Raw genomic sequence first — 20,626 nt, 5'->3', positions numbered from 1 at the left:
GCCCGGCGTGTCGGTTCTGGATTTTGAAAAGTTGAATCGCTGACTCAAGCCTCGGCCCGGTGCGCACATATGTCGTACCGGGCCTTGTGCCGTTCACGCCGTCTGATTCAAGCCTTTCGGCTTACACGCGTGCGACCCAACGCATGTTTCAACTCTTGGAGTACAATGCGCGCCACCGTGATTTCGCTCAAAAAGGTGCGTCATGCAGCCCTTCGCTATTGCTCCTTCGATTCTGTCCGCCGATTTCGCCCGTCTGGGACAGGAAGTCGACAACGTCCTGGCCGCTGGCGCCGACATCGTCCACTTCGACGTCATGGACAACCACTACGTCCCTAACCTGACGATCGGACCGATGGTCTGCGCCGCGTTGCGCAAATACGGCATCACCGCGCCCATCGATGTTCATCTGATGGTCAGCCCGGTGGACCGCATCATCGGTGACTTCATCGAAGCCGGCGCCACTTACATCACCTTCCACCCGGAAGCGACCCAGCACATCGACCGCTCCCTGCAACTGATCCGCGAAGGCGGCTGCAAGGCGGGCCTGGTGTTCAACCCGGCGACCCCGCTGAACCTGCTTGAGTACGTCATGGACAAGGTCGACATGATCCTGCTCATGAGCGTCAACCCTGGCTTTGGCGGTCAGAAATTCATTCCCGGCACGATCAACAAGCTGCGCGAGGCCCGCGCGCTCATTGACGCATCCGGTCGTGATATCCGTCTCGAGATCGACGGCGGCGTCAACGTCAACAACATCCGGGAAATCGCAGCAGCTGGCGCCGACACCTTTGTTGCGGGCTCTGCCATTTTCAACGCGCCTGATTACCAGGCAGTCATTTCAAAAATGCATGAAGAACTGGCGTTGGCCCGCCGATGAGCGGCTTCGAGCAGCTCTTTCCGGGCCGTTTGCCCAAGCTCATCATGTTTGACCTGGACGGCACCCTCGTCGATTCGGTGCCTGATCTGGCGGCCGCTGTGGACAAAACGCTTTTTCAGCTCGGTCGCCCCCCGGCGGGTATCGAGCGGGTTCGCGACTGGATCGGCAACGGCGTACGCGTGTTGGTACGCCGCGCTTTGGCGAACGGCATGGATCACTCCGCCGTGGATGAAGAATCGACGGAAGCGGCCCTCGCCATATTCATGGAAGCCTATAGCGGTAGCCATGCGCTCACCAAGGTCTACCCCGGCGTGCGCGAAACCCTGAAGTGGCTGCAGAAGATGGGCGTCGAAATGGCGTTGATCACCAACAAGCCGGAGCGCTTCGTTGCGCCTTTGCTGGACGATCTCAAACTCGGCCGCTTCTTTCGCTGGATCGTGGGCGGCGATACGCTGCCGCAGCAGAAGCCAGACCCGGCAGCGCTGTTCTTTGTGATGAAAATGGCCGGCGTACCGGGCTCGCAGTCGCTGTTCGTGGGTGACTCGCGCAATGACGTGCTGGCGGCCAAGGCAGCGGGCGTGGCCTGTGTGGCATTGAGTTATGGCTACAACCACGGCCGTCCCATTGAAGAAGAATCCCCGGCGCTGGTCATCAGCGATTTGCGCATGCTGATTCCCGGCAGTTCTGCCGGTTGCCTGGAGCAGGGCGCTGAGATAACGTTGCCCGACATCAAGTCTCCCTCCTTTAGAGAATCCATCGTGGTGGTCACTCGCAAACTCTGGATGAAAGTCATGAAGGCCCTGGCCCGTTGGCGTTGGCGCGCCTGACCTGATCCCGGCCTTCCGGCACGTTTGCACACCGACCGTTTCCCCCTCAGACCACGAGGCTGATATGACCCGCGACGAATTCCTGCGTTTGGCTGCTGAAGGCTACAACCGCATTCCGCTTGCCTACGAAACCCTGGCCGACTTCGACACCCCACTGTCGATCTACCTGAAGCTCGCTGACGAGCCCAACTCCTACTTGCTCGAATCCGTGCAGGGCGGGGAAAAATGGGGGCGTTACTCCATCATCGGTTTACCGTGCCGCACCGTCTTGCGCGTGCATGGCCATACAGTCAGCGTCACCCACGACGGTGTCGAGATCGAGCGCCTGGAGGCCGAAGATCCGCTGGATTTCGTCGAGACCTTCAAAGCTCGCTATAACGTTCCGACGATTGTTGGATTGCCTCGCTTCAACGGCGGCCTGGTCGGTTATTTCGGTTATGACTGCGTGCGTTACGTCGAACAACGGCTTGGCGCCTGTCCCAATCCAGACCCGCTTGGCGTCCCTGACATCCTGCTGATGGTCTCCGATGCAGTCGTGGTGTTCGACAACCTCGCGGGCAAGATGCACGCCATCGTCCTCGCCGACCCGGCGCAGCCTCAAGCGTATGAAGCAGGCTTGGCGCAACTCGAAGCATTGATGGAAAAGCTGCGCCAGCCGATCACGCCGCGCCGCGGCCTGGACCTGACCCGACCGCAGGCATCCGACCCGGTTTTCCGCTCCAGTTTTACCCAGGCCGATTACGAGAAAGCCGTCGACACGATCAAGGAGTACATCCTGGCCGGCGACTGCATGCAGGTTGTGCCGTCGCAGCGTATGTCGATTGATTTCAAGGCCGCGCCGATCGATCTGTACCGCGCGCTACGCTGCTTCAATCCGACGCCTTACATGTACTTCTTCAACTTCGGCGACTTCCACGTCGTGGGCAGCTCGCCCGAAGTGCTGGTGCGCGTTGAGGACAATCTGATCACCGTGCGCCCGATCGCCGGGACGCGACCCCGGGGCGCTACCGAGGAAGAAGACTACGCTCTGGAAGTCGATCTGCTGTCTGACGATAAAGAGATCGCCGAGCACTTGATGCTTATCGATCTGGGGCGCAACGACACCGGTCGCGTCTCGGAAATTGGCTCAGTGAAGCTGACCGAGAAGATGGTCATCGAGCGTTATTCAAACGTCATGCACATCGTCTCCAACGTGACTGGCCAACTGAAAAGCGGGCTGACGGCGATGGATGCATTGCGCGCCATCTTGCCGGCGGGGACGTTGTCGGGCGCGCCGAAGATTCGCGCGATGGAAATCATCGACGAACTCGAGCCGGTCAAGCGCGGCGTGTACGGCGGGGCTGTGGGCTATATGGCCTGGAACGGCAACATGGACACTGCGATTGCCATCCGCACGGCCGTTATCAAGGACGGTGAGCTGCATGTGCAGGCGGGTGGCGGCATCGTCGCGGACTCGGTCCCGGCCCTGGAATGGGAAGAAACCCTCAACAAGCGTCGCGCGATGTTCCGTGCCGTCGCCCTGGCCGAGCAAAAGCCCGAAGCCTGACGGTTTTGTTTCAAAAGAAACGGCGCCCAGGGCGCCGTTTTTTATGCCGAAGACACATCCCGCCGCGGCGGCTGGCTTCAAAAATCCAGACTCACCGCCAGGTTCACCCCTTGCTGCGTGACGTCATCATTCTTGCGCCAGTTGTAGCCAGCGCGCAGGGTCAGGTCCGGCGCCAGCTTCTGGCTCAGGCCGACGCTGGCGCGATTCAAGCTGCGTTGCGGTTCATACCCCTTGAGGTCGAAATCGACGCCCGGCACGCTGTTCAGCGCGATGGTCACGTCCTGTTGGTCGGTCTCGAACTCGCGCTCGTGGGCCACTTCGCCGAACACTTGCGTCTGCGGCGTGACGTCGAATTTGCCTTGCAGACCCGCGCCCAGCCGCTTCGACTTGCGCGTCTGGTCGTCGTAATTGAGCGCCGTCGCGCGGGCACTGTTCTCCGAATACCCATCGACGTTGACGTGGGAATAGTCGGCGCTGATGAACGGCGAGAAATGCCAGCGACTGCTCGGCTCGGCCAGATCGAAGCCCAGCCGCCCGCTGACGGCCCACAGGTCGCCATCGGTGTCGCCTTTCTCCGCGCCTTCGCTGGTACCCAAAGCGAATTTGCGCTTGAGGTTGTCGTAGTCGAGTTTTCCGCCCGAGGCTGCCAGGTCTGCCCACCAGTGTTGCGCCTGATACTGGACGAACGCGGTCGCAATATAGCTGTTGAGCTTGTAGTCCGAATCGCGCGCGCCGGCTTCAAGTGTCTGTCGGTAAGCGCCGGCGACCAGCCCGGCTCTCCAGTCTTCAGCAAAGCGGTAGCTCCCGCCGACGGTAAGGTTGTAGCCATGGCCATCGGCGCTGGCTGAGTGGCTTTGAGCGTCGAAGTCCATTTTCTGACCGCCACCGGCGACTATGGCCCGCCACTCGCCGACGTTTTGCCAGTTGCCCCAGTCCGCCAGCCATTGGCTGCGCAGCTCGTCCTGCTGCGCGCGCAACGTACCGTTGGCCATTTCCGGCAGCAGTGTGATTTCCCACGGAGCGGACAGAATCGAATACCCGTAGTCGGCGATCAGGCGCTGACCCGCGACGGTGGGGTGAACGCCATCGTTGAACAGCAGTTTGGTCGGATCAGGGGTCAGGCCGCCAATCCCGTAAACGCTGTTGGCGGTGCAGTTGTTGCCGTTGAAGCAGGTGCCAACCAGGTTCTGATCGGCCGCCAGCCCATAGCGCGCCGGATCGGTCAGGACATCACGTATGAGCCCCGGCACATTGAGCGGAATGACTTCGGCATCGATTTGCCCAAGACGGTTGACCAACTGCTGGTTGAACACCCCGCTCAGCAACGTGGAAGGTACCTGCAATGGTGTGCCGGACACGGCAGGAGTACGGCCAATGTCAGGCAGCAGCCAGACCATGATGTAGCGCGCTCCGGCCTGGGACAGGACTTGCGCGCCGTTGGCCAGGTTGTTCGCCGCGCTGATTGCCTGCCCGGGGCTCAAGATTCGGCCCTGCAGAAAGTCGTTGCCGCCTCCGGTCAGGTAGTAAAGGGCGTTGGGGTCGGCCCGTGAACTGTTTTCAACCAGATACCCGGGTCGCGTCCGAAACACGGTGGTGACGCCAGTCGAAGCATCGGTGTTGGCAACCTGAGATCGGGTGGTGATCGCAGCCAGGATCTGATCCGTCCGGTCGCCGCCCACGGCCCAATTGTTGCCATCCGCCAGCCCTTGCGCCGCGCGGACAGGAGACGTCGATGCCTGCAAATCGCCGGGCGCCACGCCCAGCTTTCCGCCTAGCAAGGTCGATGAGTTCAGGCTGAATGCTTCGCCGCTGCCGTTCACGTACGTCGGGCCGGTGCGGTTGGTGAAGCGTAACGTTGAGCCCGGTGGCCCGCCCGCATCGGGAAACTGACCGGCGTCGGCCAGACTGTCACCGAACACGATCATCGTTGAATAGGGGGAGGAGGCGGCCAGGGCCGAGGAACACGCGAGGGAGAGCAGGCAAGCCGCGAACGGCCAGCGCAGTGTTGCTTTGAGCATGGGGGCATCCCTTATTGTTTTCAGTGCTGTACGAGAAGGTAGCAGCCGCGACACAAATCGCCCACGATGCCGTGGCATTCACGGCGAATATTCTGTACCGCCCTTCAGGCTGCAATCTGCATCTTGCGCACGTTCGGCTTCTGCCAATCGGCCGCGGGCCCGGGCTATCCGGGTACGGCGATATTGCGCGCCCTGCGGCGGTACGCTACTGTGCGGCAACGTATGAACGAGACCTTTCCTGTGTCGATTGTCAGCAGCTTCTTGATGCGCGTTATCAAGGGCCACGCCCGTTGGCGTTGGCGCGCCTGACTATTTCCCCCGCCGGCCTTGCCGGATCTGTATTGATACGCCTCCTGATGCCTCAGTTTTGCAGTGCCTCGCCGGACCTCTTCCTGCGGCTCTCTGCGTGCAACTGCGGCAGAAGACGGAAGGCCACGCTAGAAGTCAGTAATTCAAAAGGTTAAGCACCATGCTGCTGATGATCGATAACTACGACTCCTTCACTTACAACGTCGTGCAGTACCTGGGTGAACTGGGCGCCGACGTCAAAGTGATTCGCAACGACGAAATGACCGTCGCCGAAATCGAAGCACTTAACCCCGAACGCATCGTCGTTTCACCCGGCCCATGTACGCCGAACGAAGCGGGCGTGTCCATTGATGTGATCAAACACTTCGCCGGCAAACTCCCTGTGCTGGGCGTCTGTCTGGGCCATCAATCAATTGGCCAGGCGTTCGGCGGCGACGTGGTGCGGGCGCGTCAGGTCATGCACGGCAAAACCAGCGACCTGGCTCACGAAGACCAGGGCGTGTTCGAAGGCTTGAAGCATCCGCTGACCGTTACCCGCTACCACTCGTTGGTGGTCAAGCGCGAGACGCTCCCGGATTGCCTCGAAGTGACCGCCTGGACCCAGGCAGAAGACGGCTCTGTCGACGAAATCATGGGCCTGCGACACAAAACGTTAAACGTCGAAGGTGTTCAATTTCACCCTGAGTCGATTCTTTCCGAGCAGGGCCACGAGCTGTTCGCCAACTTCCTCAAGCAGACCGGCGGCACCCGTCAGGGTTAAGGGCAATTCGACATGGCAATGGATATCAAGACGGCGCTCGGCCGAGTTGTGAATCAGCTGGACCTGAGCACCGATGAAATGCGCGATGTCATGCGCGAGATCATGACGGGCCAGTGCACCCAGGCGCAGATCGGCGCATTTCTGATGGGCATGCGCATGAAGAGCGAGAGCATCGACGAAATCGTCGGTGCGGTGTCGGTGATGCGCGAGCTGGCGGATCAGGTCCAGCTCAAAACACTGGACGGCGTGGTCGACATCGTCGGCACCGGTGGCGATGGAGCGAATATTTTCAACGTATCAACCGCCGCAGCGTTCGTGATTGCGGCTGCGGGTTGCACGGTGGCCAAGCACGGCAACCGGGCAGTCTCTGGCAAAAGTGGCAGCGCCGATTTGCTGGAAGCCGCTGGCGTCTATCTCAGCTTGACCCCTGTGCAGGTGGCGCGCTGCATCGACAGCGTCGGCATCGGCTTCATGTTTGCGCAAACTCATCACGGCGCCATGAAACACGCTGCCGGGCCGCGCAAGGAGCTGGGCCTGCGGACCCTGTTCAACATGTTAGGGCCATTGACCAACCCTGCGGGCGTCAAGCACCAGGTGGTGGGCGTGTTCAGTCAGGCACTTTGCCGACCATTGGCCGAAGTGCTGCTGCGCATGGGCAGCAAGCACGTGCTGGTGGTCCACTCCCAGGATGGCCTGGACGAATTCAGCATCGCTGCACCTACGTTTGTTGCGGAACTGAAGAATGGCGAAGTGACCGAATACTGGGTGCAGCCGGAAGACTTGGGCATGAAAAGCCAGAGCCTGTTCGGTCTGGTGGTCGACAGCCCCGCGCAGTCGCTGGAATTAATACGTGACGCGCTGGGTCGGCGTAAAACCGAACACGGTCAGAAAGCCGCCGAGATGATTGTGCTCAACGCAGGCGCAGCGCTGTACGCCGCTGATCATGCATCGTCGTTGAAGGAAGGCGTTGCTTTGGCTCACGACTCATTGCACACCGGCCTGGCCCGCGAAAAGCTGGAAGAGCTGGGTGCCTTTACCGCGGTATTCAAGCAGGAGAATGAAGGATGAGTGTACCGACGGTATTGGAAAAGATTCTGGCCCGTAAGGCTGAGGAAGTCGCTGCGCGTCGTGCCAGCGTCAGTCTTTCCGATTTGGAAACGCTCGCCGCCGCGGCTGGCGCTACACGGGGTTTTGCCAACGCATTGATTGCCCAGGCCAAGCGCAAGCAGCCGGCGGTCATCGCTGAAATTAAGAAAGCGTCCCCGAGCAAAGGTGTCATTCGCGAGAATTTTCATCCGTCCGAGATCGCCAAGAGTTATGAAGCGGGCGGCGCTACGTGCCTGTCCGTGCTGACTGACATCGATTTCTTTCAAGGCGCCGATGACTATTTGAAGCAGGCCCGCGCAGCGACTTCATTGCCGGTGATCCGCAAGGATTTCATGATTGATCCCTATCAGATCATCGAAGCGCGGGCATTGGGGGCCGATTGCATCCTGTTGATCGTTTCGGCGTTGGACGACGTGAAGATGGCCGAGCTGGCCTCGGTCGCCAAGGACGTTGGTCTGGACGTGCTGGTCGAAGTGCATGATGGCGATGAGTTGGAGCGAGCTCTCAAGACGCTGGACACTCCGCTGGTTGGGGTTAACAACCGCAATTTGCACACGTTCGAGGTCAATCTGGAGACCACGCTCGATTTGCTGCCACGCATCCCGCGTGATCGTCTGGTCATCACCGAGAGCGGCATTTTGAACCGCGCTGACGTCGAGCTGATGGAAATCAACGATGTCTACTCCTTCCTCGTGGGCGAAGCGTTCATGCGTGCTGAAAAACCGGGCGTGGAACTGCAGCGCTTGTTCTTCCCGGAGAAAGGCGCCGCGATCAAATCCGGGGGGCTGGATTGAGCCGCAGCACCACGGCGTAACAACCATCGCTCGTCATATCAGGAGGCAGCATGACCCTTCAGCTTTTGGAAACCTGCGTTGAGGCTGGCCTAAAGGCTGAGCAGGATCTGCTGGCTTCTGTGTGCGATGGCGAGTCAGACCACGGGCTGCTCTTTTGGCGCCCCTCTGATCACGCGTTGGTCATGCCTCGCCGGTTGAGTCGTCTCCCCGGTTTTAGCGAGGCCAGCGAAACCCTCGGGGACATTGGCTGGCCGGTCCTGCTCAGGGAAAGCGGCGGCGAGCCTGTTCCACAGTCACCCTCAACCGTGAACGTGGCACTGGTCTATGTTCAGCCCGACACCGATCTTGATCGCGACCGCATCGAAAATGCCTACATGCGTTTGTGCCAGCCCATGCTCGACGTGCTAAGTGGGTTGGGTGGGGCTGTCTCGCTGGGCGAAGTGGCCGGGGCTTTTTGCGATGGCCGCTTCAACGTCAATCTCGACGGCCGCAAGATGGTCGGGACCGCTCAACGCTGGCGCCAGACTCAGGGTGGCAAACGGCCGGTGGTGCTTGCGCACGCTGCGATGCTGCTGGATGACGAACGGGTCGGGATGGTCAACGCCGTCAACCGGTTCAATGAAACTTGCGAGCTGGAGCAGCGCTGCGAAGCAGACAGTCATATCGCCTTGCATGAACTGTTTGCCGCGCCTGATTTCCTCGAACAACTGAGCGAGCGTTACAGGCGGATGCTGGCCGGGATCTGAGCGTGCTCATGCTCTTCTGGCGTATGCATCATGTGGAACTCGGTGCGCGATAGCAGGGTTAACAATTGGCCGCGTCGCTATCGAGTGCCAAAGACGACCATTGTTTTGCCGCGGACATGCACCAGGTTCTGCTCTTCGAGCGACTTGAGCACGCGGCCAACCATCTCTCTCGAACAGCCTACGATCCGGCCGATCTCCTGACGCGTGATCTTGATCTGCATCCCGTCAGGGTGGGTCATCGCATCAGGCTGTTTACACAGTTCCAGCAGGCTGCGGGCTACCCGCCCGGTGACGTCAAGGAACGCCAGATCACCCACCTTGCGTGTGGTATTACGCAGCCGCTCGGCGAGCTGCCCGCCGATGGCATACATCAGTTCCGGATCCTGCTGGCTGAGCTCACGGAATTTGACGTAACTGATTTCCGCCACTTCACATTCTGTTTTAGCGCGGACCCAGGCGCTCCTCTGCGCGGCGACAGTAGTCTCCGCGAACAGTCCCAGTTCGCCAAAAAAATCGCCGCTATTGAGGTAAGCCACGATCATCTCGCGGCCTTCCTTATCCTCGATGAGGATGGTGACCGACCCTTTTATGATTAGAAAAAGCGAGTCCGATTGCTCGCCCGCACAGAGAATATTGCTCTTGGCCAGGTAGCGCCGACGCTGGGCATGGGGTAGCAATTTGTCGGCGACTTTCGTCTTGTTCGGAGGAGGCATGGCGAGCATCGGTATATCCCGTAAAAAACTGCGCCCTGAGGCATTCCCTGAGGTATCGGCAGTATTTCCCATTTGATGCAGCCCAAGACCGGCAAATAGGTCTTTTTTCAGAGATTTCCTACATTTTCCCGTTCGGAGCGGCCTCCGGCCCACACCCGGCGCCGGCAGAGCCCTGTGCTAAGCTGTCCGCCTTTTTTCACGCATTGGAGTCCGGATAATGAAGGCGCGTATTCAGTGGGCGGGTGAGTCAATGTTCCTTGGTGAATCCGGCAGCGGCCACGTCGTTGTCATGGATGGCCCGCCCGAAAGCGGAGGCCGTAACCTCGGTGTACGTCCGATGGAAATGGTGCTGATTGGTCTGGGCGGTTGCAGTAACTACGACGTGGTCAGCATCCTCAAGAAAGCGCGCCAGCCCATCGAGAGCTGCGAGGCGTTTCTGGAAGCCGAGCGGGCTAATGAAGACCCCAAGGTGTTCACCAAAATCCACCTGCATTTCGTGGTCAAGGGGCGTGGTCTCAAGGAAACCCAGGTGAAGCGTGCGATCGAATTGTCGGCCGAAAAATACTGCTCGGCGTCGATCATGCTGGGCAACGCCGGTGTTGAGATCACCCATGACTACGAGATCATCGAACTGGGCTGAGCAACGCCCAATTTTCACAAAAGCGGTGCAGGCTATGGCATGCGACTTCTGACGTCTGCATAATGCGCCCCTTTTTCAGGGCGCGACTGCCGGATAGCCGGCTCGCCTCCGACCAGACAACCAAAATCGCCAACGCGAAGAGGTGTTAACCGTCCTACGCAGCTGAGCCGGGTTCAGTTGACGGGCATGCTTGATCACGCGGCCAGCGCCGCACCCATATAGAGAGTTTTTAACGGTGAAAAGCAAACTCAAGCTCCACGGGTTCAATAACCTGACCAAGACCTTGAGCTTCAACATCTATGACATCTGCTATGCGGAGACCCCGCAGGACCAGCAGGCCTATGTCGAGTACATCAACAGTGTGTACGACGCCGAACGCCTGACGCGGATTCTCACTGATGTCGTCGACATCATTGGCGCGAACATCCTGAACATCGCTCGTCAGGACTACGATCCTCAAGGCGCCAGTGTGACCATTCTGATCTCCGAGCAGCCGGTGACACCTACCGACAGCCAGATCGAAGAATCACCAGGTCCGCTGCCGGAAACCATCCTTGCGCACCTGGACAAAAGCCACATCACGGTTCACACCTATCCCGAAATTCACCCGGTGGACGGTATCGCCACTTTCCGTGTGGACATCGACGTGTCGACCTGCGGTGTGATTTCCCCGTTGAAAGCACTCAACTACCTGATCCACAAGTTCGAGTCGGACATCGTTACCGTTGATTATCGCGTGCGCGGTTTCACCCGTGACGTCGAAGGCAAGAAGCACTTCATCGACCACGAGATCAACTCGATCCAGAACTATCTTTCCGATGACACCCGCGACAGCTACCAAATGACTGACGTGAACGTGTATCAGGAAAACCTGTTCCACACCAAAATGCTGCTCAAGCAATTTGAGCTGGACAACTACCTCTTCGGCGATGCCACCAGCAACCTGTCGGCTGAACAGCGCGAGCAAGTGACTGGCCGGGTGAAGCACGAAATGCTCGAAATCTTCTACGGCCGTAACATGCCTGTCTAAGAGTATCTGGCACAAAAAAAGGCGCCATTCAGGCGCCTTTTTCATATGAGCGTTTTCGGATGCTGTGTCGCAAATGCCTGCATCCCCGCTCAGCTGCGCTTAGATTCTGTAAGCCGTCTTCGTCATCACCTTGGCGATGAGACTCATGCCAAACTTGACTGGCGCCGGGAAGCGAAACCCACCGGCCTCGATGGCGCTTTCTGCGTGATGCTCTTCGTCGTCGCGCATCTGTTTGAGAATCGCCCGGGACTTCTCGTCTTCGAGCGGCAGTTGCTCCAGGTGCTCATTGAGGTGCTTGCACACTTGGTCTTCGGTTGCGGCCACGAAACCCAGGCTGATCCGGTCACTGATCAGGCCAGCCACGGCGCCGATGCCGAATGAGGCGCCGTAGAACAGCGGGTTCAGGACGCTGGTGTGGCTGCCCAACTGATGAATGCGTTGTTCGCACCACACCAGATGGTCGATTTCTTCTTCGGCGGCATGCTCCATCGCCTTGCGCACCTGCGGCAGTTTCGCAGTAAGCGCCTGTCCCTGATACAGCGCCTGTGCGCACACCTCACCCGTGTGGTTGATTCGCATAAGACCAGCCACATGACGAGTGTCTGTCTCACTCATCTTTACATCAGGTTTGATAACGGCAGGAGAGGGGCGGTGTGCGTGAGCGCTGACGGGCAGTAGTGTCTTCATCGCAGCGTCGGCTTGCAGAAGAAAGCGGTCGATAGGGGAATAGTGACGTTCGGTAGCCATGGGCACCTCCGGGTAAATCCAAGGCGGCCAGTTTAACCCAAACGGTGTAATCCGGCGTGCCCTGCGTCAGCCGGCCAAGTGGTTGGCACGCACTTGGCCTGTACGAATGGGAAAAACGGGAACTCAGCCCGGCGGCCAGTTCATCTGGCGCTGACCCAAGACGTGCATATGAATGTGATAGACCGTCTGACCGCCTTTTTCGTTGGTGTTCATGACCACGCGGAAACCGTCCTCGCATCCAAGCTCTTTTGCCAAGCGCTGCGCCGTAAAGAGGATATGGCCTAACAGGCCCTTGTCTTCTTCAGTGACGTCGTTGAGGGTGCGAATCGGTTTTTTGGGAATGACCAAAAAATGCACTGGCGCCTGTGGGGCGATGTCGTGAAAGGCCAGCACTTGGTCATCCTCGAAGATGATTTTCGCCGGGATCTCGCGATTGATGATCTTGGTGAACAAAGTATCCACAGCCGTTTTGCTCCATTTTAAGGGGATGAAGGCAGTGTACTGAGGGTGTAAGGCCACGCCCAGTCGTTTATCACAGCGGCTGACATCAGAGGGATGTGCGTGATTTAAGCGTCATGGCCCATAGTTTGCGGGTCATCCAGCGGCTGAAGAACCGCGGGAGGCGCGTCAGCAGTCTGTTACGCCAGCCGGGGATGATCACCGCACGATTCTTCTCTAGCGCTCGTACCGTGTACAAAGCGACTTCCTCTGCGGTCATGGTTTTATCATCCACGAATTTGCCGGCGTCCAATTGTGCCGAGCGGAAAAACGCAGTGCGCGTCGGGCCCGGGCACAGCACTGAAATCTTCACGCCGGTTTTGTGCAGTTCTTCGCGCAGACCTTCCGAAAAATGCAGTACGTAGGCTTTGCTCGCTGCATAGGTGCTCATCCACGGCCCGGGCTGAAAGCTCATGACGGATGCAACGTTGAGGATCTGCCCGCCGCCTTGCACCGCCATCAGATTGCCAACGGTGTGACACAGGCGGGTCAGGGCGAGTACGTTAAGGTCGAGCAGGTCCTGTTCTTGCGCCCACTCTTGAGCGAGGAACGGGCCGCTGTTGCCAATGCCTGCGCAATTGACCAGCAGATCGATGTGTCGCACGCCTTCTTCAAGCTCAAGCAGAAAACCTGAAAGGCGCAGCGGCTCGCCCAGATCACAGGCGCGAAACAGCACCTCGACGCCGAAGCGCTGGGTGAACTCGATCGCGATGCTTTCCAGCATCTCCCGGTGCCTGGCCACCAGAATAAGGTTGCGACCCCGACGAGCAAGCGCTTCGGCCATCGCCAGGCCAATACCGCTCGATGCACCTGTGACCATGGCGTAACGGGTCATGCAATTCTCCAGTCGTGTGCAGCTCGTATTGAGGCAGCGTCCTGGCTGCCAGATAGTTATTGGTCGTCGGTGCCGCCTGGCGAGTCACCATTATCAATGGCATCAGCAGGGTCAACAGGTACCGTCAGTTGCTCCGGGTCGGTGGCGTCATCGTCGTAGGGCAGCGCTTCTTCGTATTCGCTGGTGGTCGCCTCTACTTGCTCCTGAACCGTTTCGATCCCCCCCATCATCGCCGCGACGAACACCAGCGCGAGGACCACCAGCCACAGCACGGCGAGGATTTTGACGCGCGGCGTGTTGGACGGTGGTGGCGGGCCGTACCGATTGGGACCGGTATTGCCCGGGACCGCCATCATCAGCAGCGGGAAGAAGCTGCCCACGACCGGTACCAGATTCAGCAGCAGTAGCCAGGCCGACCACCCGGCGTCGTGCAGGCGCTGGGCGCCGATCTGGATGCTGACCACCACGAATGCGACCAGCGCGACGGTTCCGAGCAAACCGCCCGCTACGAGCGAAACGCTGAGGATACCCACGCACAGCGCGGCGACCAATAAACCGACTGCCACCAGCGCAAGGCTCCAAGCCAGGTAGCGCAGGCGACCTATTCGACCCTGAACGGAAAACACCTTCAGTTCGCCCACCGCCGGAAAGTCTTGCCCAACCGGTGCGCGTGGAGGGGCGTATGGCGATGCAGCAGGGTCAAAAGCCGAGCCAGGAGCAACGTCGTCGACGACCTCTGCCAGACTCAGCGTCACGGGTAACTCAGGCTCGATACGACCTTCAACTCCGGCATCGTTTAGCGCCGCGAGATAACGCTGCGCGTCGTCATTGGTCAGGCCACGCTTGATGGTGACAGGCTTGCCAGTGAACAGCCGGTCCACGCCGGTTGTGTCGGTCTTGAACAGCTGGGCCAGATTCAAGCGTGCTGTTTCCAGCTCAACGCCCGGCCGCAGTAGGCCCTCGAAAACGATTTTGAAGTGCTCCGCCATGCTGGCTTCCTTGTCTTGAGTTCATACGAGCCGAGCATCAGGCTTCAGAACGGTTTAACCACCACCAGAATGACCACTGCCAGCAAGATCAACACGGGGACTTCGTTGAACCAGCGATAAAACACGTGGCTGCGTCCCGGCTCTCCTCGCGCGAAGCGTTTGACCTGGGCGCCGCACACATGGTGATAGCCAATTAAAAGCACAACCAGGGTGAGCTTGGCATGCAGCCAGCCCTGCTGCAGAAAACCTGGGGATAGCGCGACCAGCCAGATACCGAACACCAGGGTGGCGATCATGGAGGGAACCATGATGCCGCGATATAACTTGCGCTCCATGGTGCAGAAGCGCTCTCGGCTAACGGTGTCGTCGCTCATCGCGTGATAGACGAACAGTCGCGGCAGATAAAACAGGGCGGCGAACCAGCACACCATCGCGACGATGTGCAGCGCTTTGATCCAGAGATAGAGCATTTTGGTTTATTTCCAGGGACACGGTGCCAAATAGTAGTGGCTTCGCTGCCCGTACGTCACGTTCGCGGTTGTCCCATAGGCTATCGACCCATATGATCACCGGCTTTCCAGTGGTTTCGTTGAGGGCAGATTATGGTCAAGGTCGGTATCGTCGGCGGTACGGGTTACACCGGCGTCGAATTGCTACGTCTTCTTGCGCAGCACCCACAAGCAGAAGTGGTGGCGATCACCTCACGCTCAGAGGCAGGCCTGCCTGTCGCTGATATGTACCCCAACCTGCGCGGTCACTACGACGGTCTGGCTTTCAGTGTGCCGGACGTGAAAGTGCTCGGCGCCTGCGATGTGGTGTTCTTTGCCACGCCTCACGGTGTTGCTCATGCGCTGGCTGGAGAATTGCTCGCGGCGGGCACCAAAGTCATCGACCTGTCCGCCGATTTCCGTCTGCAGGATCCCGTTGAGTGGGCCAAGTGGTACAACCAGCCCCACGGAGCGCCGGAGTTGCTCGACGAAGCGGTATACGGATTGCCAGAAGTCAATCGTGAGCAAATCAAGGGCGCGCGCCTGATCGCAGTGCCGGGTTGCTATCCGACTGCGACGCAATTGGGTTTCTTGCCACTGCTGGAAGCGGGCGTTGCTGATCCGCTTCGGCTTATCGCCGACTGCAAATCGGGTGTCAGCGGTGCAGGCCGCGGCGCCAGTGTGGGTTCGCTTTATTCCGAAACCAGCGAGAGCTTCAAGGCTTACGCCGTAAAAGGGCATCGCCATCTTCCGGAAATCACCCAAGGGCTTCGCCGTGCGGCGGGCGGGGATGTCGGGTTGACGTTCGTGCCTCACCTGACGCCGATGATCCGTGGGATTCACGCGACGTTGTATTCAACCGTGGTCGACAAATCGGTTGATCTGCAGGCGTTATTTGAGAAGCGCTACGCCGATGAGCCGTTCGTCGATGTGATGCCAGCAGGGAGCCACCCTGAGACCCGTAGCGTGCGCGGGGCGAATGTATGCCGCATGGCAGTTCATCGCCCGCAGGATGGCGATCTCGTCGTAGTGTTGTCGGTCATCGACAACTTGGTTAAAGGCGCGTCGGGCCAAGCGGTGCAGAACATGAACATCATGTTCGGGCTCGATGAGCGCTTGGGTCTGTCTCACGCGGGCATGCTGCCTTAACAGGCGAGTCATGTTGCCATTTGCAGTTCATCGTTTGAGGGTTGGGGCTGCCGTGAGAATAGTTGACCGATTTTCTAGGAGAAGCGGATAATGCGCGTCATTACGCATTACGACGGCTTAACGCCGGGAGATTTTCAGCATGAGCGTCGAATCCTATACCCCTGTGGCTTTGGAATTCACCCACGGTGCTGCGCACAAGGTGAAGACTCTGGTCGATGAAGAGGGCAATGACCGCCTGAAGCTGCGCGTCTTCGTGACGGGTGGCGGTTGCTCTGGCTTCCAATACGGTTTTACGTTTGATGAAGACGTTGCCGAAGATGACACTATAGTCGAGCGTGAGGGCGTCAGCCTGGTGGTTGACCCCATGAGTTTCCAGTATCTGGCGGGTGCGGAAGTGGATTACCAGGAGGGGCTTGAAGGCTCACGCTTCGTGATCAAGAACCCTAACGCTGCTACTACCTGCGGCTGCGGATCGTCCTTCTCGATCTGACCTTGCAGTGATAAAAAAACGCCGCGCATTTGCGCGGCGTTTTTCGTGGTGGCGGCGACGCTTACGCCGGATAGATCGCGCCCAGTACACGCAATCCCTTGGCGCCGGTCACGCTCGGACGGTTGGCGGGCACGCTTTCGAGCGCGCAGTGAGCCAGCCAGGCGAAAGCCATTGCTTCGACCCAGTCAGGGTCGACGCCAAACTCGGCTGTACTCGACACCTTTGTGTTGGGCAGCAGGGCTGCCAGTCGATCCATAAGCGCCTTGTTATGGGCACCTCCGCCGCATACCAACAGTTCTTTGGTCTGGGCCTGTGCCGACTGGAGTGATTCGGTAATGCTCAACGCTGTCACTTCCAGCAGCGTCGCCTGTACGTCTTCCGGTCGCAGGGTTGGCATCTGAAACAGGTGATGATGAACCCAGCCGAGATTGAACACTTCCCGACCTGTGCTCTTCGGGCCTTTGGTTTGAAAGAACTGATCGCTGAGCATGGACTTCAGCAGAACTTGGTCGACGGTTCCGCTTGCGCCCCATGCGCCGTCCCGGTCATAGCTGACGCCGCGCTGTGCCTGAATCCAGGCATCAAGTAATACGTTGCCCGGGCCCGAGTCGAAGCCGGACACAGGTTTATCGATCTCGATCAGGCTGAGGTTGCTAAACCCTCCAACGTTCAGGACAGCACGGTAGTCCTTGTTGTCGTCGAACAAAGCTTCATGGAACGCGGGAACCAGAGGCGCGCCCTGGCCACCGGCAGCAATGTCGCGCTTGCGGAAATCACTGACCACAGTAATGCCTGTCAGCTCGGCGAGCAGGGCAGGGTTACCGATCTGAATGGTGAACCCACGCGCAGGCTCATGACGAATCGTCTGGCCGTGGCTGCCAATGGCACGGACTTCACCGGCCGATACATTCTGCTGGTCCAGCAACGCCAACACACCCTGTGCAGCGAGGCGAACCCACTTTTGCTCGGCGATACCGGCGCGCGCCAGCTCATCCGGCCCACTGGAGCAGAGGCCCAGTAGTTCAGCACGCAGATCATCAGGCATTGGGATGTAGTAGGTGCCGAGCAGACGTGGTCGGTCATCCTGTTCTACCAGCGCGAAGTCGAGTCCGTCCAGACTGCTTCCGGACATAACACCTACATATAAAGTCATGGGTCAGCGCTTACTCGAGGCCAGCATGGTGGCCTTTTCCTGGTCCATGCGAGCCATCAAGGGTTGGCTCTCCTGCATGAACCGCTGTTTTTCGGACTTGGCGATCGGGTCAGCCATCGGCAGCTTCTGGCCCAATGGATCAACGTGTACGCCGTTTACCTGAAACTCGTAATGAACATGAGGACCAGTGGACAGGCCGGTGGTTCCAATATAGCCAATAACCTGACCTTGCTTGACGCTGGACCCGGACTGAATACCTTTGGCAAAGCCCTGCATGTGGCCGTAGAGCGTCCGATAGGTTTCGCCATGCTGGATGATCACAGTATTACCGTATCCGCCACGACGGCCGGCGAGGATGACTTTGCCGTCGCCTGTCGCCTTTATCGGCGTACCACGAGGTGCAGCGTAGTCGATGCCTTGGTGTGCGCGAATCTTGTTCAGAATCGGATGCTTGCGCCCCGACGAGAAAAGCGAGCTGATGCGGGCGAACTCCACCGGCGTACGGATAAATGCCTTGCGCATGCTGTTGCCGTCTGCGGTGTAGTAATTGGTATTGCCCTGTTTGTTGGTGTAACGCACCGCAGTATAGGTCTTGCCACGGTTTACAAAGCGCGCCGACAGGATATTGCCTGTACTTACGGTTTTGCCGTTGACCACCTTCTGCTCGTAAATCACGTCAAACTCGTCACCTTTGCGGATGTCCTGAGTGAAATCGACGTCATAACCAAAGATATTGGCCATTTCCATGGTCATGGTATGGCTGAGCCCGGCGCGCTGGGCAGATTGGGACAGCGAATTGTTGATCATGCCGTGGACGTAAGCGGTGCGGACATTGGGTTTGCTCACGTCGCGCGTGAAGGCGTAACCCTTGTCAGTGCGGGATAAGCTGATGCTTTCAGTTTCGCTGAGCTTGCTGTGCAGCTGTTTTAGATTGCCCTCAGGGGATAGCTCGAATTGCAGAACCTGGCCATTCTTCAGTTGGCTGAACAGCTTGGCCTGTTTGCCGCTGGCGATGACTTCATGGACTGACGACGCCGGCAAGCCGACTTTTTCAAACAGGGTAGACAGCGTGTCGCCCTTCGACACGACCACCTCGCGATGAGCAGGGCTCTTGGCTGTCGCTGCTGTGTCCTTGGCTGCGATCTTTGTTTCGGTCGGGGCCTTCGCCGTCTCCACGGGCTCGTCCGTATTCCCTTCGATTTGAGCAAATGGGGAATCTACAGGCGCCTCTGTGGCTTGAGTCTGTTCTTGAGCGTCTTGTTCTTGCTTGATCTGATCGTCTGGCGTGTCCAGCTCCAGAGTCAGGTTGGTTCGTTTGGCTTCGACGTCGCTGGATGGGAAAACGAGGAGAGCCAGGCTCAGCAGGGCCGCTATACCGCTGGCTGCGAGCAGGTGACTCTTCGGATAAAGCGGTGGCGCTTTAGGCGGATTGGCTTTCATAGGTAATTTTGACTTTGAAAAGATGAAATGGAAAAGATGAATGACATGATGAAGATGAAATAACTGTATAAAATATAACCAAATCTGCCCTGAGGCAAGCCTGTGATCCGGCGTCGTCGCGATTCGCCGATCCCGCATTGTCAGAACTTGAATTTGGGCGGTGATCTTGTATGGTTGTCTCCCTTTGAAATAAGGCATTACGGGGCGGTTATGAAGTCGGTTGAAGAGCAGCTAGCGCTGATCAAACGTGGCGCAGATGAACTCCTGGTGGAGGCCGAGCTGATCGCCAAGCTCAAACGTGGGCAGCCACTTCGCATCAAGGCAGGTTTCGATCCCACTGCGCCTGATCTGCACTTGGGGCACACAGTGCTCATTAATAAGCTGCGCCAGTTCCAGGATCTCGGGCATCAGGTGATCTTCCTGATCGGAGACTTCACCGGCATGATTGGCGATCCGAGCGGTAAGAGCGCCACGCGCCCACCCCTGACTCGCGAGCAGGTGCTGGATTATGCCGAGACCTATAAGGCTCAGGTCTTCAAGATTCTGGATCCGGCGAAGACCGAGGTCGCTTTCAACTCGACCTGGATGGATCAGTTGAGTCCTGCCGATTTCATTCGTCTGTCTTCCCAGTACACCGTGGCGCGCATGCTGGAGCGTGACGACTTCGATAAGCGATACAAGTCAAACCAGTCGATCGCGATCCACGAGTTTCTTTATCCGCTTGTGCAAGGCTATGACTCAGTCGCGCTGCGTGCAGATGTAGAGCTGGGCGGAACCGATCAGAAGTTCAACCTGCTGATGGGGCGCGAACTCCAGCGCGCTTATGGTCAAGAAGCTCAATGCGTTCTGACGATGCCACTGCTCGAAGGCCTGGACGGCGTTAAGAAAATGTCCAAGTCCTTGGGTAACTATGTAGGTATCCAGGAAGCTCCGGGGATCATGTACGGCAAGCTCGTTTCAATCCCGGACGCATTGATGTGGCGTTATTTCGAGCTGTTGAGCTTTCGCTCAATGGAAGAGATTGCAGTCTTCAAGAAGGATTGTGAGGCGGGCGCGAATCCTCGCGACATCAAGATCAAGCTCGCAGAGGAAATCGTCGCGCGCTTCCATGGTGAAGAGGCGGCTGCGTCTGCGCATCGTTCTGCGGGTAACCGTATGAAGGATGGAGAGCTTCCGGAAGATCTGCCGGAGATTGGTCTCGCGGCGACTGAAGACATGCCGATTGCTGCAGTTCTTAATAAGGCTGGGCTGGTAAAGAACGCCGCGGTCGCTCGCGACCTGTTGGCGTCAGGTGGAGTACGTATAGATGGCGAGGTTGTGGATCGTGGGTTCGTATTCAAGCTGGGCGCGACCCACGTTTGCCAGGCGGGCAAGAAGGCTTTTGGGCGGATTACACTGGGTGCGGAATAAAGTTCAAATAAGTGCTTGACGCCCCTCTGGATCTGTCTATAATTCGCCCCACTTCCGGCG

Annotated in this window: 21 protein-coding genes; 12 read left to right on the top strand and 9 right to left on the bottom strand. The window is 58.5% G+C overall.

Going from position 1 to position 20,626, the window contains the following annotated elements:
- Positions 1-202 precede the first annotated feature (202 nt).
- The 3 genes from rpe to trpE all read left to right on the top strand — a co-directional run bounded on the left by rpe (position 203) and on the right by trpE (position 3,250).
- Positions 203-877 (top strand): ribulose-phosphate 3-epimerase, encoded by a 675-nt coding sequence (gene rpe / locus QRN48_RS15075; RefSeq protein WP_037019180.1) that lies wholly within the window; start codon positions 203-205, stop codon positions 875-877.
- Positions 874-1,704 carry a phosphoglycolate phosphatase gene (locus QRN48_RS15070; protein WP_285351427.1) on the top strand — a complete coding sequence of 277 codons (831 nt, stop codon included), beginning with the start codon at positions 874-876 and terminating at the stop codon, positions 1,702-1,704. The genes rpe and QRN48_RS15070 overlap by 4 nt, the downstream gene beginning before the upstream one ends.
- Before the next feature lie 64 nt (positions 1,705-1,768).
- Positions 1,769-3,250, top strand: coding sequence for an anthranilate synthase component I (gene trpE / locus QRN48_RS15065; protein WP_037019184.1), 1,482 nt, complete (start codon positions 1,769-1,771; stop codon positions 3,248-3,250).
- 77 nt (positions 3,251-3,327) lie between these two features.
- Here the strand turns inward: trpE and estP are convergent, their stop codons facing one another.
- Positions 3,328-5,268 (bottom strand): esterase EstP, encoded by a 1,941-nt coding sequence (estP, locus tag QRN48_RS15060; protein ID WP_191944531.1) that lies wholly within the window; start codon positions 5,266-5,268, stop codon positions 3,328-3,330.
- A gap of 469 nt (positions 5,269-5,737) precedes the next feature.
- Between estP and QRN48_RS15055 the strand changes: the two genes are divergently transcribed.
- Genes QRN48_RS15055 through QRN48_RS15040 form a run of 4 tightly spaced genes read left to right on the top strand, consistent with a single transcriptional unit; the run spans position 5,738 to position 8,984 of the window.
- Complete coding sequence (locus tag QRN48_RS15055; RefSeq protein WP_037019194.1) at positions 5,738-6,337, top strand: aminodeoxychorismate/anthranilate synthase component II; 600 nt, start codon at positions 5,738-5,740, stop codon at positions 6,335-6,337.
- 18 nt (positions 6,338-6,355) lie between these two features.
- The gene (gene trpD / locus QRN48_RS15050) at positions 6,356-7,405 is read left to right on the top strand and encodes an anthranilate phosphoribosyltransferase (RefSeq protein WP_037019310.1); all 1,050 of its coding nucleotides are present in this window, start codon (positions 6,356-6,358) and stop codon (positions 7,403-7,405) included.
- Positions 7,402-8,238, top strand: coding sequence for an indole-3-glycerol phosphate synthase TrpC (gene trpC, locus QRN48_RS15045; protein ID WP_191944530.1), 837 nt, complete (start codon positions 7,402-7,404; stop codon positions 8,236-8,238). Before trpD ends, trpC begins: the two co-directional genes overlap by 4 nt.
- A gap of 50 nt (positions 8,239-8,288) precedes the next feature.
- Positions 8,289-8,984, top strand: a complete 696-nt coding sequence (locus QRN48_RS15040) for a lipoate--protein ligase family protein (protein ID WP_285351424.1) — start codon at positions 8,289-8,291, stop codon at positions 8,982-8,984.
- 77 nt (positions 8,985-9,061) lie between these two features.
- On the opposite strand, the gene crp is transcribed toward QRN48_RS15040, so the two are convergent.
- On the bottom strand, positions 9,062-9,706 hold the full coding sequence (gene crp / locus QRN48_RS15035) for a cAMP-activated global transcriptional regulator CRP (RefSeq protein WP_285351422.1): 645 nt from the start codon (positions 9,704-9,706) through the stop codon (positions 9,062-9,064).
- Between the two features lie 208 nt (positions 9,707-9,914).
- Here crp and QRN48_RS15030 point away from each other — a divergent pair, with 208 nt between their 5' ends.
- A complete protein-coding gene (locus QRN48_RS15030; protein WP_191944528.1) occupies positions 9,915-10,337 on the top strand; it encodes an OsmC family protein in 423 nt (140 codons plus the stop codon).
- A gap of 235 nt (positions 10,338-10,572) precedes the next feature.
- A complete protein-coding gene (gene speD / locus QRN48_RS15025) occupies positions 10,573-11,367 on the top strand; it encodes an adenosylmethionine decarboxylase (RefSeq protein WP_037019204.1) in 795 nt (264 codons plus the stop codon).
- A gap of 99 nt (positions 11,368-11,466) precedes the next feature.
- Here the strand turns inward: speD and coq7 are convergent, their stop codons facing one another.
- The 5 genes from coq7 to hemJ form a co-directional block, all read right to left on the bottom strand.
- Complete coding sequence (coq7, locus tag QRN48_RS15020; protein WP_191944527.1) at positions 11,467-12,114, bottom strand: 2-polyprenyl-3-methyl-6-methoxy-1,4-benzoquinone monooxygenase; 648 nt, start codon at positions 12,112-12,114, stop codon at positions 11,467-11,469.
- A gap of 123 nt (positions 12,115-12,237) precedes the next feature.
- The gene (locus tag QRN48_RS15015) at positions 12,238-12,576 is read right to left on the bottom strand and encodes a histidine triad nucleotide-binding protein (RefSeq protein ID WP_037019207.1); all 339 of its coding nucleotides are present in this window, start codon (positions 12,574-12,576) and stop codon (positions 12,238-12,240) included.
- A gap of 85 nt (positions 12,577-12,661) precedes the next feature.
- Positions 12,662-13,447, bottom strand: a complete 786-nt coding sequence (locus QRN48_RS15010) for an SDR family NAD(P)-dependent oxidoreductase (protein WP_037019209.1) — start codon at positions 13,445-13,447, stop codon at positions 12,662-12,664.
- 56 nt (positions 13,448-13,503) lie between these two features.
- Entirely contained in the window at positions 13,504-14,436 is a 933-nt protein-coding gene (locus QRN48_RS15005) for a DUF805 domain-containing protein (RefSeq protein ID WP_191944525.1), read from the bottom strand.
- Positions 14,437-14,480: 44 nt separating this feature from the next.
- On the bottom strand, positions 14,481-14,906 hold the full coding sequence (gene hemJ / locus QRN48_RS15000) for a protoporphyrinogen oxidase HemJ (protein ID WP_037019213.1): 426 nt from the start codon (positions 14,904-14,906) through the stop codon (positions 14,481-14,483).
- Positions 14,907-15,038: 132 nt separating this feature from the next.
- On the opposite strand from hemJ, the gene argC reads away from it, so the two are divergent.
- Both argC and erpA read left to right on the top strand, forming a co-directional pair.
- Entirely contained in the window at positions 15,039-16,073 is a 1,035-nt protein-coding gene (gene argC, locus QRN48_RS14995; RefSeq protein ID WP_191944524.1) for an N-acetyl-gamma-glutamyl-phosphate reductase, read from the top strand.
- A 139-nt stretch (positions 16,074-16,212) separates the two neighbouring features.
- Positions 16,213-16,563 (top strand): iron-sulfur cluster insertion protein ErpA, encoded by a 351-nt coding sequence (gene erpA, locus QRN48_RS14990; RefSeq protein WP_037019217.1) that lies wholly within the window; start codon positions 16,213-16,215, stop codon positions 16,561-16,563.
- A gap of 61 nt (positions 16,564-16,624) precedes the next feature.
- Here the strand turns inward: erpA and QRN48_RS14985 are convergent, their stop codons facing one another.
- On the bottom strand, positions 16,625-17,716 hold the full coding sequence (locus tag QRN48_RS14985; RefSeq protein ID WP_191944523.1) for an anhydro-N-acetylmuramic acid kinase: 1,092 nt from the start codon (positions 17,714-17,716) through the stop codon (positions 16,625-16,627).
- A gap of 3 nt (positions 17,717-17,719) precedes the next feature.
- Complete coding sequence (locus tag QRN48_RS14980; RefSeq protein ID WP_285351554.1) at positions 17,720-19,156, bottom strand: peptidoglycan DD-metalloendopeptidase family protein; 1,437 nt, start codon at positions 19,154-19,156, stop codon at positions 17,720-17,722.
- Positions 19,157-19,366: 210 nt separating this feature from the next.
- Between QRN48_RS14980 and tyrS the strand changes: the two genes are divergently transcribed.
- The gene (tyrS, locus tag QRN48_RS14975) at positions 19,367-20,566 is read left to right on the top strand and encodes a tyrosine--tRNA ligase (protein ID WP_285351416.1); all 1,200 of its coding nucleotides are present in this window, start codon (positions 19,367-19,369) and stop codon (positions 20,564-20,566) included.
- The last annotated feature ends 60 nt before the right edge of the window (positions 20,567-20,626 follow it).

The sequence above is a fragment of the Pseudomonas sp. ME-P-057 genome (assembly GCF_030208975.1).
Classification (GTDB): domain Bacteria; phylum Pseudomonadota; class Gammaproteobacteria; order Pseudomonadales; family Pseudomonadaceae; genus Aquipseudomonas; species Aquipseudomonas lutea.
The sequence above is the reverse complement of the archived record's forward strand: the minus strand, read 5'-3'. Positions and strand labels throughout refer to the sequence as shown.